Here is a 15,391-nt window from a genome sequence, read left to right as displayed (position 1 = left end):
TGTTTATGGATACATTGATTGCACCGGAAAATACCTGGCTGCTGCTGGCTCTGACCTGCGGTGTGGTAGCAGGGGCCATCTGGTTGGAACAGACTTATGCCTGGGCCTTTCGGATCTCCGGAGCTGTACTGGCTCTTATCGCGGCCATTGTGTTGGTCAACCTGAACGTGATTCCCAGCCATGCGCCCATTTATGATGATATGATCTGGGGGTACGCAGTACCTTTGGCCATTCCGCTGCTGTTGCTCCAGGCCAACCTGAGCAAGATTTGGCAGGAAACGGGACGGCTGCTCTTCATTTTCCTCATCGGGGCGGCAGGGACTGTCTGTGGCGCCGTCTTGGGGTGCTGGCTGCTGGGGAGCCGGATCGACGGATTGGCTAAGGTAGCGGCTATGATGACAGGATCCTACATCGGGGGCGGCGTCAATTTCGTGGCTTTGGCCGATGCCTTCCACACGGAAGGCACCCTGGTTTCTGCAACGGTGGTGGCGGACAACCTGAACATGGCGGTCTATTTCCTGGTGCTGCTGAAATGTGTGAGCAGCGCCTTTTTCCAGAAGCACTATCCGCATCCCCATATGGACCGGGTGGCCCGGGAGGGACGGGAAGGTGCCCAGACCCAAGCGGCAGCCTATTGGCAGGCCAAGAACATTTCTCTGAAAGACATTGCGTTGGACCTGTTCTACGCTGTGGCGGTGGTGACCCTTTCCCAGAATCTGGGGAAGATGCTGGGGGCGGCCATTCCTGCCGGCAGCGGCTTGGGGCATATGGCCAACACCTTCTTCAGCAGCCAATATGTGTGGATCACCCTGTTTTCCATGGGTTTTGCCACCTTTTTTGAAAAACAGGCGGCGGCCTTGGCCGGTGCCCAGGAAATCGGTACGTATTTCATTTACCTGTTCTTCTTTGCCATCGGGGTGCCCGCTTCTGTCCTGGAAATCCTCCGGAACGCACCGCTGCTGTTCGTGTTCTGTTTCCTGATGGTCCTGGTGAACATGGCTTTCTGTTTTGTGGGCGGCAAGCTGTTCCATTTCAGCCTGGAGGATATCGTGTTGGCGTCCAACGCCAATATCGGAGGGCCCACTACAGCAGCAGGGATGGCCATTTCCCAGGGCTGGACCAGCCTGGTGGGCCCCAGTATGCTGGTGGGGACTTTCGGCTACGTGATCGGCACCTACCTGGGCATGGTGGTAGGCGGGATCTTGGGGGCGTGAAGGGGAGCTGTTGCTCAGGCAACAGCTCCTTTTGCTTTCCCCTTTATCCGCTCCGCTTCCGCCCCTTCCACCAGGGTGGGGCGGTAGTCGTTCCAGTCCGGAGTGGAGGAGATCCGACAGGGAATCACCTTCCCCGGGTCAGCACCCAGGAGATGGCCTTTCTGGAACTGGAAGGTCTGCTGGTAGATGAAGGTATCCTTATCCCGGGGGTTGCTGTTGCCCCCAAAACAGAAGTTCCCCAGGCTGTAGCAGATGGTGTGGCCTTTATAGGTCTCCAGGGGCTGGATCACGTGAGGGTGGGCCCCCAGCACCAGATCCGCTCCCTGGTCGATGGCCAGGTGGGCCAAATAGATTTGGTCTTCATCCGGGCGGGTTTCCAGTTCGCTGCCCCAGTGGAAATAGACCACCACCAACCGGGCACCTTTGTCCTTCACTTTTTTCATTTCCGACAGCAGGAGGTCTGGGGCGCCTCCTTCCAGCACGTTGATGCCTACCAGGCCCACCGGGATCCCTTTGACGGTGACCAGCTGGCTTTCTTCATAGCCGAAGGGCATGATGCCGTTGTCTCCCAGGTCTTTGAAAGTATCCCAGAAACCGTCGCTGCCGTAGTCGTAGCTGTGGTTATTGGCCAGGGTGGCGGCTTCCACGCTGCCGTCCTTCAGCAGTTCCACATAAGCCGGGTCTCCCCGGAAGGCGAAGGTCTTCTCCTGCCGTTCTCCCCGGGTGGTAAGCGGCCCTTCCAGGTTCACCACCGTCAAGTCGTCGTGGGCAAAAATGGGCTGCACACCGGCCAGGAATACGGAACTGTCTCCGCCTGCTGCATCCCAGGCGGCCGGAAAAGTCCCTTCATAGCCGAAACTTTCTTCCGTACCCAGGGTGCAGTCTCCAGCAGCGCTGATCGTCAGGGTGGTGACGGGGTCCTCAGGAGGCTGGGGAGCCGGAGCAGGAGACACGGGGGCCTCAAGTGCTGCAGGAGAAGAAGCCGGGGCAGGAACAGCGGCCTTTGCAATGTCTGTCGGATCCAGTGCTGGAGAAGCAGGCTGGGAAGCGGGGGACGTGCCCGCTGCCGGAGGGGTGGACGGAGCAGCAGTCTGGGGCTGCGCCACCGGCTTTCGGACTGCAAGTCCTGCAGGAGAAGCTAGGACCGGAGAAGTCAGCAGGACAAGGGATGCAAAACCGGCGAGGAATAGGGTGGAAATACAATGGGTCATACAGCAGCTTCCTTTCACTGAAATTTCAGTTCTTATCATAAAGCAAAAAAGGATATTTTGTCCAGCTGCAGGACTTTTCCTTGGGAGAACGAATAAGAAAAAAGAGGAGGAGAAGATATGAGCGTACTGATTACAGGTTTTGATCCATTTGGCGGGGAACCGGTGAACCCGGCCCTGGAAGCGGTGAAGAAGCTGGACGGCCTGACCCTGGCTGGGGCCCAGGTCCACACGGTGGAAATCCCCACAGTGCGGCTGAAGGCCATCGCCAAAGTGAAGGAAGCCATCGCTGCCTTTGATCCGGATATCATCATCTGCATCGGCCAGGCCGGGGGACGGACGGACCTTACGGTGGAACGGGTAGCCATCAACTGCGATGATTTCCGGATTGGGGACAATGAAGGGAACCAGCCGGTGGATGAACCCATCGTGCCCGGCGGTCCCGTGGGGTATTTCTCCACCCTGCCCATCAAGAAGATCGTGGCGGCCCTGACGGCCAAAGGGATTCCGGCCAAAGTCTCCAACACGGCCGGGACCTTTGTGTGCAACCATGTGTTCTACGGGCTGATGGACCTCTTGGCCCACGATACCCGGAAACGCAGGGGCGGCTTCATCCACGTGCCCTACCTGCCGGAACAGGCTGCCCGGCTGAAAGACCAGCCCAGCATGGCCCTGGAGACCATCGTGGCAGGCCTGAAAGCGGCCGTGGAGACGGCGGTAGAAAACGAGGAAGACGCGAAAGTGAGCGGAGGGACGGAGTGCTGAAAAAGTGGGAGCTGTTGCATGTGTGAAAATCTCACACATGCAACAGCTCCCATTTTTATATCTTCCATCCAAAATGATCCGTATGGAGCAGTTCTTCTGCTTTCGAGCTCAGGGGCTCTCCCAAGAATTCTCGGTACAGCCGCTGGATCTGGGGGTTCTCGTGGGAATACCGCAGGGGATTTTCCGCATCCAGCCGGTAGAGCTGTTTGCCCCGCACTTCCTGGAATTCTTCATCGTGCTGGGGGATGGGCTGGCCTCCGCCGCCGGCACAGCCGCCCGGGCAGGCCATCACTTCTACGAAATCATAATGGACCTCTTTTCGTTTCAGGGCCCGGATCAGCTTCCGGGTATTGCCCAGACCGCTGACTACGGCACACCGCAGTTCTTTGCCTCCTAAAGTATAGGTGGCTTCCCGGAGAGCCGGACCGGTGCGGATGGCGGCGAAATAGTCCGGGTCCGGATTTTTCCCCATGAGTTTGGCATAAGCCGTCCGCAGGGCTGCTTCCATGACGCCGCCGGTGGCACCGAAGATGGTCCCGGCGCCGGTGAAAGTCCCCATGGGGTCATCCAAAGGCTCTTCCGGCAAAAGGGCCGGATCCAGATGGTCCGCCCGGAGCATGCGGATGAATTCCCGGGTGGTCAGGGAAAGGTCTACATCGGGTCCATGGACCGTCCGCATGGTGGGCAGGGCGCATTCTGCCTTTTTGGCCAGGCAGGGCATGATGGAAACACAATAGACCTTTTCCGGTTCCACCCCCAGTTTTTCCGCCAGCCAGGTCTTGGCCATGGCCCCGAACATCTGCTGGGGGGATTTGGAGGTAGAAAGCTGGCTGGTGAGTTCCGGATACTGTCCCTTTAGGAAACGGACCCATCCGGGACAGCAGCTGGTGAACATGGGATACTCGCGGGTATCTCCTTTGGAAAAACGTTCTAAGAATTCATTGGCCTCTTCCATGATGGTCAGATCCGCTCCGAAGGTGGTGTCATACACATGGTCGAAGCCAAGCCGGCGGAGGGCTGCTGCCATCTTCCCGATGGTCCCTTCCCGCCGGGGCAGGCCGAAAGCTTCACACCAGGCTGTCCGGACCGCCGGTGCCACTTGGACCACTGTCACTTTTTCCGGGTCTGCCAGGGCTTCATAAAGTTTTGCCGTATCATCCCGTTCCCGCAGCCCTGCCACCGGGCAGTGGATGATGCACTGGCCGCACAGGGTACAGTCCGAATCTTTGATCACCCGGTTGCCGGAAACATCGATGGTGGTCCGGCCGCCGGTGCCTGCCACATCCCAGATGTGCATATCCTGGATCTTGTCGCAGACCTGGATGCAGCGCATGCATTTGATGCATTTGTTGTAATCATGGTACAGGGGGTAGGTGGTGGTCCAGGCTTTCCGCAGCCCCTTGGGCAGCTGTTCTTCATAGGGGCTGTCATGGATCCCCAGATCGTTGGCCAGGGTCTGGAGCCGGCAGTTCCCGCTGCGGACACAGGTAGCGCAGCGGCAGTCGTGTTGGGACAGGATCAGCTCCACATTGATCTTCCGGGTACGCCGGGCCCGGGGAGAATTGGTGTGGACCACCATGCCGTCCCGGACAGGACTGTTGCAGGCCGTCACCATGGCGTGTTCTCCTTCCACCTCCACGCAGCAGACCCGGCAGGCGGCGATTTCGTTCAGGTCTTTCAGGTAGCACAGATGAGGGATCTGGATCTGGACCTTGCGGGCCGCTTCCATGATGGTGGTCCCTTCCGGCACCTGGAACGTTTTGTTGTCGATGGTACAGGTTACCATTCCCGGTTCCTCCCTCCTTTGAAGCTGCCGTAGCCGAAGTGGTCACAGCGCAGACAGCGGCTGGCTTCCTGCAGGGCCTCTTCTGGGGTCATCCCTTCCGAGACCAAGCGGAAATCTCCCACACAATGGGGGGTGCAGTGCTGCTTCAGGTTCACCCGGCCGCAGGGAGGGGTGTTGGTGAAATGGGCGGGCGGAATCTCCACTCCGCAGGAGATCCGGTGATGGTATCCAAAGAAGGAATCGATGTTGTCCGCAGCGACCTTGCCGGCTGCCACTGCCTTGATCACCGTGGCGGGACCAGAAACCGCATCACCGCCAGCAAACAGGTTCCCCAGGCCCGGGATGCTGCTGGAAAGGTCCGCCTGGATGGTCCCTCGGCTGACCGTGACCCCGATGGCTTCGAAGGGCTTGGTGACGATGGACTGGCCGATGGCCACGATGATGGCATCACAGGGGAAGCGCCGTTCCGGCAGGTCCGCTTTCACCGGGTTGGGCCGGTTCTTGCCGTTATAGGGGCCGATGTGCTGGGGCTGGGTCCAGAGGGCTGTCACCTGGCCGTTTCCGTCCGTCTCGATCCGGCTTGGAGCTTCCAAGGTGACGATCTCGCAGCCTTCCGCCATGGCCGCCTGGATTTCTTCTTCCAGTGCGGTCATATCTTCCAGCCGCCGCCGGTAGATGCACTGGACGGAAGCGGCTCCCAGGCGTTTGGCCGTGCGGGTGGCATCCATGGATACGTTGCCCCCGCCGATGACGCAGATCCGCTTGCCGGAGAAATCCGGTACCCGGCCTTCCCCGATGTCCCGGAGCAGCCGGACCGCACTGTAGACTCCCTGGGCCTCTTCTCCTTCCAGATGGAGCTTCTTGTCGCTGTGGGCCCCGATGGCGATGTAGACCGCGTCATACCGCTGCTGGAGCTCTTCGACGGAAAGGTCCGTCCCCACGGATACGCCGGTGTGGACCTGGATCCCTGCAGAAAGGATGTAAGCCAGGTCTTTGTCCAGGATCTCCAGGGGCAGCCGATAGTTGGGGATGCCGTACCGGAGCATGCCGCCCAGCTGGGGCCGCTGTTCGTAGACGGTGACGCTGTGCCCCATGAGGGCCAGGTAGTAGGCAGCTGTCAGGCCTCCCGGGCCGCCGCCGATCACAGCCACTGTCTTGCCGGTAGCCGGGGCCGGGGAAGGCGCCTGGGCCGGTTTGGCATGGTCCACAGCGAACCGCTTCAGTCCGCAGATGTTCACCGAATCATCTACCATCTGCCGGCGGCAGTGGAGCTCGCAGGGATGTTCACAGACGTAGGCACAGACCGCTGGGAACGGATTGTCCTTGCGGATCAGTTCCAGGGCCTCTTCGTAATGGCCTTCCCGGATCAGGGCGATATAGCCGGGGATATCCACATGGGCCGGGCAGGTGGAGACACAGGGTACTGGATGGCTGAGCCCGCAGATACAGCGGCCGTTGAGCACATGTTCTTCATAATCTTCCCGGAAGCCTCGGACTCCCTTCAGCACCATATACGCTGCCTCATAGCCGATGGCACAGTCCGAAGAATCGGCGATCACCTGGGCAGTATCCTCGATCAGATCGATGGTTTCCAGGGTCGCCGTCCGTTCCAGCACCTGCTCGATCAGGGATTCCAGCTGTCCCAGCCCCACCCGGCAGGGGACACATTTCCCGCAGCTCTGGGCATGGCAGAAGCGCAGGAAATTCAACGCCATATCCACAGGACAGAGCCCCGGCGAACTGGCACTGATCCGGCGGTGCATATCCTGATACAGGCCGTTCAGGACCGTTTGGGCCCGTCCCGGGGTCTCGATTTGCAAACGACTCACGATTTTCTCCCCCTTTAAAGAATCCTGGTTCGATTTCTGAAAACAAAATGAACAGATACGCCTTTATTTTACAGTTTCAGAGCAAATAATGTCAACAATTTCGATAGAAAAATCTGATAAATCTCAAAAGAACTGAAATTTTTTTGGCAGGATATCCTAAAGGGATTTCCTAAAAATTACTAGGGATTCACCTTCCCTTTTGGAAAATTCTATAGTACAATTATAGGAAATTATTCTTGCTGCGAGGAGGAAACATGAAAATCTCTACCAAGGGACGGTATGCCCTGCGCCTGATGATCGATCTGGCCATGAACGGCACCGAATCCTATGTACCTATCAAAAGCGTCTCTCAAAGACAGGAAATCTCAGAAAAATACCTGGAACAGATCATTACCCAGCTCTCCCGCGCCAAACTGGTGAAAAGCGCCAGAGGAGCTCAGGGGGGATACAAACTGGTCCGTGACCCCCATGACTACACTGCCGGAGAGATCCTCCGGGCTGTGGAAGGATCCCTGGCCCCGGTGGCCTGCCTGGAACCTGGCCACGTGATCTGCAGCCGGGCCGCCCACTGCGTCACCCTGGACCTGTGGAAAGAAATCCAGGACGCCATCGACAGCATCGTGGACAACACCACCCTGGCAGATCTGGTGGAAAAACAGAAAAAGAAGGGGTTGTGAAAAGAGGGGCTGCTGCAGGAGCAGCAGCCCCTTCAGTCTGGAGTCGGAAATCTCAGGATAGGACCTGGCTTGATGGCCAGGTCCTTTTGATGTGTATAAAGGACGCAGGAACTGAATAGGATGCCGTAGGGGCGGGTCAAAATTTTTGCCTCCGGCAAAATGTTGCCAGAGCCGCCCGCCCAGTTCACATCTTTCCCTGCTGTCAAATGGATGGCTTTTGAGATAACCTTCACAGGGATTTTTGCGCACAAAAAAGCACCCACACGGTCAAACCCCGCATGGATGCTTGCTTTTGGTCTGGTGGAGCACAGGGGGATCGAACCCCTGACCTCAAGATTGCGAACCTTGCGCTCTCCCAGCTGAGCTAGTGCCCCAATACGTAGTATTATAGTGCTTCCGGGGAAAGTGTGCAAGGAGAAATCACTTTTTTGAGTATAGCCTTGAGTACAGTAATAATTGCTGAAGAAAATGTTTGGTAAGAAACATGGGGTGAAAGAGCGGCTCACTTGCAAACCCATTCCTGTATCTTTGGATGGTGGATCCCATACATCCGGCAAGGTATGCGGTCTTTTCAGAATCTACCCCCACCACCGGGCAGCCCGGCCGCCCATCACCGAGAACTTGTTGACACCTACCTTTTTTATGGTGGGAAGAGAAAAAAATAAGGATTGTGCTATAATATTCTGTATAAACAGTTTTTTTTATTCCAGCATTCTGCAGTTTCTATCTGAAAGGGAGGAAGATATCGTGGGACTCAGGAAATTCAGCTTTAATTTTGGCAGGTCCACCCAGGAAGTGGAACTGCCGGAGGAACGGATCAGCAGCATCATCGAAGGACGTCCGGTGCCGGCAGTGGATGTGGAACAGGCCGCTTTGGAGGCTATGCGTCATCCCATCGGCTGCAAGCCTCTGCAGGAAATGTTCCGAAAAGGGGACAAAGTCTGCCTGGTCATCGCCGATGTGACCCGTTCCTGGAACCGCTCTTCAGAATATGTGATCCATGTGGTCAATGAATTGAACCTGGCCGGTGTGCCGGATGAAGATATGTACATCGTCTTTGCCCAAGGGACCCACCGGGAGCAGACCCCGGAGGAAAATGTCCGGGTGGTGGGAGAAGAAGTGGCCCGGAGGATCCGGATGTACCAGCACCACTGCCGGAACAAGGATGAACTGACCTGTGTAGGGACTACCCGGTTCGGGACCAAAGTGATGCTGAACAAGCGGGTGGTGGAAGCCGACAAGATCGTGATCATCGATGGGATCACTGCCCATCTCTTTGCCGGCTATGGAGGCGGACGGAAACTGCTCCTGCCCGGTGTGGCCGGCTGGGATACCATCCAGGAGAACCACTGCCACGCCCTGGCGGACCATTTCGGAGATGGCATCAATCCCAAGACCCGGAACGGGGTGCTCCATGACAACCCAGTGAACTACGATATGCTGGAAGCTATGGATATGGTGCGGCCCACTTTCCTGGTCCATTCCATCATCAACAATGAGGGAGAAATCTGCAATATCGTGGCCGGGGATCCCTACCAGGCTTGGCTGGAAGGGACTCGGATCTGCCATGACAACCAGGCGGTTTCCTTTAAGGAGCGGGCGGATGTGACCTTTGCCTGCGCTGGGGGCTATCCCAAGGATGTTTCCCTATACCAGGGCTGCAAATGCTACGATCCGGCGGATGTGACCACCAAACCGGGGGGCATCATCATTGCCATCATGGAGGCCAGTGACCTGTATGAACCGCCAGAATATCTGGGCAGTTTCAAGTATGACAGTGAACAGGAAATGGAAAAGGATCTGCGGAAGAATTTCAGCATTCCCTTCTTCGTGGCTTTTAACCTGTTCTGCATGACCCACCGGTACACCATCTACCTGGTGACGAAAAAAGAGAATTTCGAGGCCATCCGGAAGACCAACCAAATCCCCTGCGCCACCGTCGCTGAAGCCTGGGAAAAGGCCCAGGCCCAGTTGGAACGGGAGGGGAAAAAGGATTATACCCTGAACCTCATCCCCCACTGCGGCGGCGTCATCGCAGAAGAACCGGGGAAGTGAAAAAAGAGGGGGGTGCTGCACGTTGCGTGCAGCACCCCCTCTTTTACAATGCATACGTCACTCCCACCAGTGCCGTCCGGCCATAGGCGGGGCAGTCGCCCAGGGTACGGGAGCCTACATCTTCGTAACTTTCGTCCAGCAGGTTCCGGAGCTTCAGCCAGGCGCTCCAGTGCTGATTGAATTTGTAATTGACGTTGGCGTCCAGGGTGAAGGCGTTGCCGGTGTACCAGCTCTTGTCCCGGCCCCAGGCGGCCTGGAACAGCAGGCTGTTGGTCCAGCGTTTGTCCCTGTAGGTCAAGGCTGCCTTGACGGCGTGGGGGGCCGCTTCATCGGTGTACTGGGGATCGATGCCGCTGCCGTAAGTAGTATCCGTCCGGGTCCAGGCGTAGGAGGCGGTCAAGCCGTATTTCGGGCTGAGCTGGTCCTCCCAGGTGACCTGGATCCCGTCCTTGTTCTGGCTTTCCAGGTTCTTGGGCGTCCAGGTCCTTGCCTCCTTGTACCACACAATGGGATTGTTGATATGGGACACGAAGGCGTTGATCCCCAGGGTGCTGTGGCTGCTGATCTTATATCGGATGCCCCCGTTCCATTTGAAACCTGTTTCCGGCTGGAGATGTTCGTTCCCTCGGATCTTCCAGGCCCCGTCGGAATCCCGGTTGTAATTCCTGTAGTACAGTTCGTCCAGGGTGGGGACGGAATAGATCCGCTGGAGGGAGCCGTAGAAGGTCAGTCTGTCGTCCGGCCGGTATTCCAGGGAATCCCCATACACATATTCATTGTCGAATCGGGTGTTGTGGTTGAACAGGGAGGTGCTCTGGAGGGACAGCTTGCCGTAGCGGGTCTTGGTGGTCACGTAGGCGGACAGGTTGCTGATGCCCTGGTTGTAATTCTTGGCGAAGTTGCGGGCGTCCAGCAGGTTCTGCTCCGTATCCAAGGAGGTGTGCTGCCAGGTGAGCCCGGCAGTGACGGTGAAATGCTTCCCCACCTTCCAGCCGTCCCGCCAGTCCAGGCCATTGGTATAAGCTTTCCACCGGCTGTAGCTGGGGAGACGGTCCTGCTCCTCCGTTCCTGCGGGGTAGTAAGAATCAGCCTGGTTGTAGTTGTGGTACAGGGAGATCCAGCCGGGAGCCGCTGTGTCCTCTTTGTAGTTGTAGGTCAGGTTCACGTTGTTGGCCAGCTTTTCCGCCTCGTAATTTTCCCGGTGGGTGTCCCAGTAGGAACGGCCCAGCCAGAGCCCCCGGCTGTTGCTGAAATGGGCGTAGGACAGGGCGAGGGAGGTGGAATCGGTGAACTGCCGGTCGAACCGGTAGAACATTTCCCGGCGGTTCTGGGCAGAATCGGGCATGGTGTGCCGGTCTCCCGAGCTGTCCCGGTAGTGGAGGGCATCCAGGTTGGAACGGCCTCCTGTGGCCAGCCAGCTCCAGCCTTCGGCGCTGCCTTCCAGATGGGCGTTCCACCGCCAGCCATCGTAGGGGCCCCGGGCTCCCTCCAGCTGGAACTGGCGGCCGGACCCTTTCCGGGTGATGATGTTTATGGCGCCTCCGGGGGTGTCGTAGTTCAGGTATCCGCCGTCTGCTGCTCCGTGGATCACTTCGATCCGGTCGATGGCGGAAGTGGGGACCGCCATGTCCAGGTCGTAGGTGCTCCGGCCGTTGGTGAGGCCGCTTTCCAGGTTCATCCGGTGGCCGTCGATGAATACCGCTACCCGTTCGTCCCCGTCGATCCGGATGATCCGCTGGGAGGTGTTCACCACCCCGCCGGTGACGGTGACCCCCGGCGCATAGGTCAGGGCTTCTGCCACCGAATCATAATGGTTGTCGGCGATTTCCTGCCGGGTGATCACTGTGACCCCGGCAGCCACCGGCATCAGGTCTGTATTGGCCACGGCGCTGTGGGCGTCGATCACCGGAGTCTCTTTGCCGGGGGTACGGCCCAGGAGCACGGGCGCCGCCTGGGGATGGGGCACCGCCTTCTGGGCATGGGAGACTTTAGAGGCTTCCTCCCGGGTCAGGGCCGGGAAGGGACGGAACCCGAAAGAAGCCATTCCCAGCACCGCCAGGAAAAGAGAAAACGAAATCTTTCTGGAAGGAATCATGATCCTGTTCCTCCTATTCCAATGCTTTCCAGAGGGGACGGTCCTCCTCCAGCACCATATAGCTGTGGGGAGTGCCGGCTTTGGGCAGGGAGACGGAGCCCGGGTTCCAGTACCGGTTGTCCTGGCCCCAGGGCTCGTCGGCGGGAATGTGGGTGTGGCCGTGGAGGAGGATGTCTCCGGGCTGGAGAAGAGGTGGGTGCTGGAGGTTGTACCGGTGGCCGTGGGTGACGAAGATCAGGTGATGGTTCCATTCCAGCAGGGCATAGTCCGCCAGCACCGGGAACTGGAGGACCATCTGGTCCACCTCCGCTTCGCAGTTGCCCCGGACGCAGAAGATCCGGTCCTTCAGGCCGTTCAGGAGGGCGATCACCTCTTTGGGGGCATAGCCTTCCGGCAGGTCGTTCCGGGGCCCGTGGTACAAAAGGTCCCCCAGGAGGATCAGCCGGTCCGCCTCCTCCCGGCGGAAGGCCTCCGCCATTTTCCGGGCATACAGGGCGGAACCGTGGATATCCGAAGCAATCATGTATTTCATGGGCATCATCCTTTCTTATGGATGTATTATAGCATGGGAGAGGCTGGGAAAGGGAAGAGTAAAGAGTGCAGAGTGCAGAGAACCGGCCAGTGGCCGGATGCCGCATATTCAAAAGGACCTGCTCCATTCTGAGGAGCAGGTCCTTTCCTTAGGCCGCTGACCGTTGACAGCTGACTGTTGACGGGGCTGTTGCCTATGCAACAGTCCTGATTATTTCAATCCCCAATACCGGATCCCGTTCCAGTAGAGAGGTTTGTATACTTCTGCTTTTTCCGGCAGGTGCACGTCCCGGAGGATGTACCGGAGGAATTCTTCCGGACCGGTCCGGTCCACCATGTAGCCGATGTGTTCCTTGCCGCCAGGGGCTTCCGGGTCGATGTACTTCCGAGCGTAGTCATACACATTGCTGACAATCTTTACCACACTGTCCGCATCCGCCCATTTGATGAAGTCCACGCCCATCCGGGGATTCTTCTTGCCACTGCGGCCCAAGAGGGTGATCCGGAAATACTGGGTCTTGCTCCGGGTCCAGGCCCGGTTGGGGCAGGCATGGGCACAGACTCCGCAGCCGATGCATTTTTCTACGTTCCGCACCGGGCGGAATTTGTCCATATGGAGGGCTTCCACAGAAAGCTGTTTGCATTTCTTCACACAGGCGCCGCAGCTGATGCACCGGGAGGGATCGAACTGGGGCTCGGTCATGCCGATGATCCCGAAATCGTGCATCCGCACCTTGCAGCAGTCGTTGGGGCAGCCGGTAAGGGCCACCTTCACATGGAGATCGTTGGGGAAGATGGCCTTTTCGATCCGTTTGGCCAGAGCCGTGGTGTCGTAGTTCCCGAAGGGGCACACCCGGTTCCCCACACAGGCCATGATGTTCCGGGTCCCGGAAGCGGGATAGCCGGTGCCGGGGGCTTCCTGGTTGATGTCCAGTTCCTCGATGATGGGCTGGAGAGCCTTGTTTACTTCGGGAACCTTTTCAAAGGGAATCCCCAGGATCTCGAAGCCCTGGCGGATGGTCAGATGGACCTGGCCGTTGCCGTAGGTTTCCGCGATTTCCTGGATTTTCCCCAGTACATCGGCGGTGAGATGGCCACCGGGCACCCGCACCCGGGAAGAGGTGATGCCCCGGTGCTTGGTCACCCGGTAGGCGTTCTTTTTTAGTTTTCCACAATCCATATCCAGCATGGGACGCCTCCTAGTCAATGAAGGAACGGACCTGGGTGTATTTGAACACCGGTCCATCCTGGCACACGTAGATTTCGCCGATCCGGCAGTGGCCGCATTTGCCTACGCCGCAGCACATTTTCCGGGATTCGGAGACCCAGATCTTTTCTTCGTCGAAGCCCAGGCCCAGCAGGGTCTTGATGGAGAATTTGATCATCATGGGAGGACCTACCACCACAGCGATGGCGTTGTCCGGATCCTGGAGGTTCATTTCCGGGATATACTGGGTCACCAGGCCCACATGGCCGTCATAGTCCGGGTCGTCGTCCGCCTTGTCCACGGTGTAGATCAGGTTCATGCCGCTCTGTTTCCACCGTTTCAGGTCGTCCCGGAACAGGATGTCGTGAGGGGATTTGAAGCCTACGATCACTGTCAGCCGTTCGCATTCATCCATGTGGTCTGCAAAGTAGTCGATGACCCCGTGGATGGGGGAAAGGCCGGAACCACCGGCCACCAGGATGATTTCTTTCCCCTTGAACATATTCACGTCGAAGCCGTTGCCGTAGGGTCCCCGGAGGAAGAAATGACCGCCCACGTAATTTTCGAAGATTTCATTGGTGAGGCTGCCCACTTTCCGGATGGTGAAATCCAGGGAATGGTCAGTGATTCCGCTGACAGAAATAGGGGCCTCTCCGTATTTGGGGATGGAGATCTCGAAGAATTGGCCTGGTTTCACCGGATGTTCTGCACCCCGGTCGTAGGCCATCCGGAAGGTATATTCCAGTTCCGCGTGCTTGATCACTTCCAGGATCTCGGACCGGAAGGGCAGGTAGGTGTTATTTTTCATTTTCCGTGACCTCCTTCATGCCGTCCGCCAGTTTTTCGATGCAGCGGACGAAGGAAATGTATTCCGGGCAGATGGCGTCGCAGCGGCCGCAGCCCACGCACATCTGGTAGCCTGCCCGTTTCTTGAAGTCCAAGACCTTGTGGAGCACCTTGAAGCGCATCCGTTCTCCGCCCTTCTGGCGGAACTTCAGTCCGCCGGCCACATCGGTGTAGCCGTCGATCATGCAGGAAGCCTGGACCCGGCGCCGTTCTCCGGCCTGGCCGTTTTCCGTGTAGTACAGATCTTGCATGGACCAGCAGGTGCAGGTGGGGCACACCAGGGTGCACCGGCCGCATTTGAAGCACCGTTTGTCGTATTCATCCCAGATGGTGCTTTGGGCCACGGCACTGGTCAGGTCTTCCGGTACAGTAACGGTGAAGTCGTTGGCGTCCACCCCGTCAGGGACCACATCCCCGCAGGGAGTGCCGGCCTTTTCCAGCGCGGCGGCCAGGAAGCTGTCGGCGGCTTCAGCCTGGTAGCCGTCTTCCCGGCGGTTCAGGGCTGCGTCCCAGCCGGCGGTACGGTTGGTGCCCATGCTGACGCAGAAACAGCCCTCAAAGGAATGGTCACAGCCCATGAGGACGAATTTGATCTTGTCCCGGCGGTCTTTGTAATAGGAATCTTCCGGTCCATTCTGGAGGAAGATATAGTCGAACCGCTTCACCGCAGCCAGGTCGCAGCTCCGGAGCAGGACGATCTTGCCCCGTTCCGGATCCTTGGCTTCGGTGACCGTTTCTTCTGTAAAGTACAGCAGAGTCTGGCAGACCGGCAGCACCGCTTCCTTCCAGGAATAGTCGGACCGCTGGTCCCAGACGACTTCTTCCGGGGTGCGGACGGTACCGTAGCGGATCACGTCCGTTTCGGAAAAGCGGCCGGTCCCTTCGAACCGTTTGGGAGCGTAGATGTCATACTCCCGGCTCCAGTCGGCGAATACCTGACGGAGCCCATCTTGTGTCAGTTGATAACCCATGTTTTTCTCCTCTTGCAGCGCAGTTATAAGGGTCATGGGTCCGCCGCCCGTGCGGCAGACCCCTATCAGGGATATTATAACAGATAGTCTGTACAGATGTCTGTTGTTCCTGCAACGATTGGAATCATTGAACGGGAAGAGGATTTTATGGTATACTTAACCGATTATAGAAGGATTGTCAGAGGCAATCCGGTCTTGAGCCTTGAG

Annotated in this window: 12 protein-coding genes and 1 tRNA gene; 4 read left to right on the top strand and 9 right to left on the bottom strand. The window is 58.0% G+C overall.

Features of this window, described 5'->3' with window-relative positions; genetic code table 11:
• Positions 1-5: 5 nt before the first annotated feature.
• On the top strand, positions 6-1,214 hold the full coding sequence (locus BQ2657_RS01970) for a DUF819 family protein (protein ID WP_075579135.1): 1,209 nt from the start codon (positions 6-8) through the stop codon (positions 1,212-1,214).
• 14 nt (positions 1,215-1,228) lie between these two features.
• Here the strand turns inward: BQ2657_RS01970 and BQ2657_RS01965 are convergent, their stop codons facing one another.
• Entirely contained in the window at positions 1,229-2,425 is a 1,197-nt protein-coding gene (locus tag BQ2657_RS01965; RefSeq protein WP_075579134.1) for a CapA family protein, read from the bottom strand.
• A 117-nt stretch (positions 2,426-2,542) separates the two neighbouring features.
• On the opposite strand from BQ2657_RS01965, the gene pcp reads away from it, so the two are divergent.
• Positions 2,543-3,187 (top strand): pyroglutamyl-peptidase I, encoded by a 645-nt coding sequence (gene pcp / locus BQ2657_RS01960; protein ID WP_075579133.1) that lies wholly within the window; start codon positions 2,543-2,545, stop codon positions 3,185-3,187.
• Between the two features lie 55 nt (positions 3,188-3,242).
• Here the strand turns inward: pcp and BQ2657_RS01955 are convergent, their stop codons facing one another.
• Positions 3,243-4,973, bottom strand: coding sequence for a [FeFe] hydrogenase, group A (locus BQ2657_RS01955; RefSeq protein WP_075579132.1), 1,731 nt, complete (start codon positions 4,971-4,973; stop codon positions 3,243-3,245).
• The gene (locus tag BQ2657_RS01950) at positions 4,967-6,802 is read right to left on the bottom strand and encodes an NAD(P)-binding protein (RefSeq protein ID WP_075579131.1); all 1,836 of its coding nucleotides are present in this window, start codon (positions 6,800-6,802) and stop codon (positions 4,967-4,969) included. The genes BQ2657_RS01955 and BQ2657_RS01950 overlap by 7 nt, the downstream gene beginning before the upstream one ends.
• A gap of 254 nt (positions 6,803-7,056) precedes the next feature.
• On the opposite strand from BQ2657_RS01950, the gene BQ2657_RS01945 reads away from it, so the two are divergent.
• Positions 7,057-7,479 carry an RrF2 family transcriptional regulator gene (locus tag BQ2657_RS01945; protein WP_075579130.1) on the top strand — a complete coding sequence of 141 codons (423 nt, stop codon included), beginning with the start codon at positions 7,057-7,059 and terminating at the stop codon, positions 7,477-7,479.
• 298 nt (positions 7,480-7,777) lie between these two features.
• Here BQ2657_RS01945 and BQ2657_RS01940 read toward each other — a convergent pair.
• Positions 7,778-7,853 (bottom strand) — tRNA-Ala (locus BQ2657_RS01940).
• A gap of 373 nt (positions 7,854-8,226) precedes the next feature.
• Here BQ2657_RS01940 and larAH10 point away from each other — a divergent pair.
• Positions 8,227-9,534 (top strand): NPN-dependent 2-hydroxyacid racemase, LarAH10 family, encoded by a 1,308-nt coding sequence (gene larAH10 / locus BQ2657_RS01935; protein WP_075579129.1) that lies wholly within the window; start codon positions 8,227-8,229, stop codon positions 9,532-9,534.
• Between the two features lie 43 nt (positions 9,535-9,577).
• Here larAH10 and BQ2657_RS01930 read toward each other — a convergent pair whose 3' ends face one another.
• From BQ2657_RS01930 to asrA, 5 genes are all read right to left on the bottom strand, one after another.
• On the bottom strand, positions 9,578-11,629 hold the full coding sequence (locus BQ2657_RS01930; RefSeq protein WP_075579128.1) for a TonB-dependent receptor plug domain-containing protein: 2,052 nt from the start codon (positions 11,627-11,629) through the stop codon (positions 9,578-9,580).
• Positions 11,630-11,642: 13 nt separating this feature from the next.
• Entirely contained in the window at positions 11,643-12,161 is a 519-nt protein-coding gene (gene yfcE / locus BQ2657_RS01925) for a phosphodiesterase (RefSeq protein ID WP_075579127.1), read from the bottom strand.
• 210 nt (positions 12,162-12,371) lie between these two features.
• Positions 12,372-13,349 carry a sulfite reductase subunit C gene (asrC, locus tag BQ2657_RS01920; protein WP_198524506.1) on the bottom strand — a complete coding sequence of 326 codons (978 nt, stop codon included), beginning with the start codon at positions 13,347-13,349 and terminating at the stop codon, positions 12,372-12,374.
• Between the two features lie 10 nt (positions 13,350-13,359).
• Positions 13,360-14,175, bottom strand: a complete 816-nt coding sequence (gene asrB / locus BQ2657_RS01915; protein ID WP_075579126.1) for an anaerobic sulfite reductase subunit AsrB — start codon at positions 14,173-14,175, stop codon at positions 13,360-13,362.
• Positions 14,165-15,184: an anaerobic sulfite reductase subunit AsrA gene (gene asrA, locus BQ2657_RS01910; RefSeq protein WP_075579125.1), complete on the bottom strand. Its 1,020-nt coding sequence runs from the start codon at positions 15,182-15,184 to the stop codon at positions 14,165-14,167. The genes asrB and asrA overlap by 11 nt, the downstream gene beginning before the upstream one ends.
• Positions 15,185-15,391 lie beyond the last annotated feature (207 nt).

Source organism: Acidaminococcus massiliensis (genome assembly GCF_900095825.1).
GTDB classification, from domain to species: Bacteria; Bacillota; Negativicutes; order Acidaminococcales; family Acidaminococcaceae; genus Acidaminococcus; species Acidaminococcus massiliensis.
The sequence above is the reverse complement of the archived record's forward strand: the minus strand, read 5'-3'. Positions and strand labels throughout refer to the sequence as shown.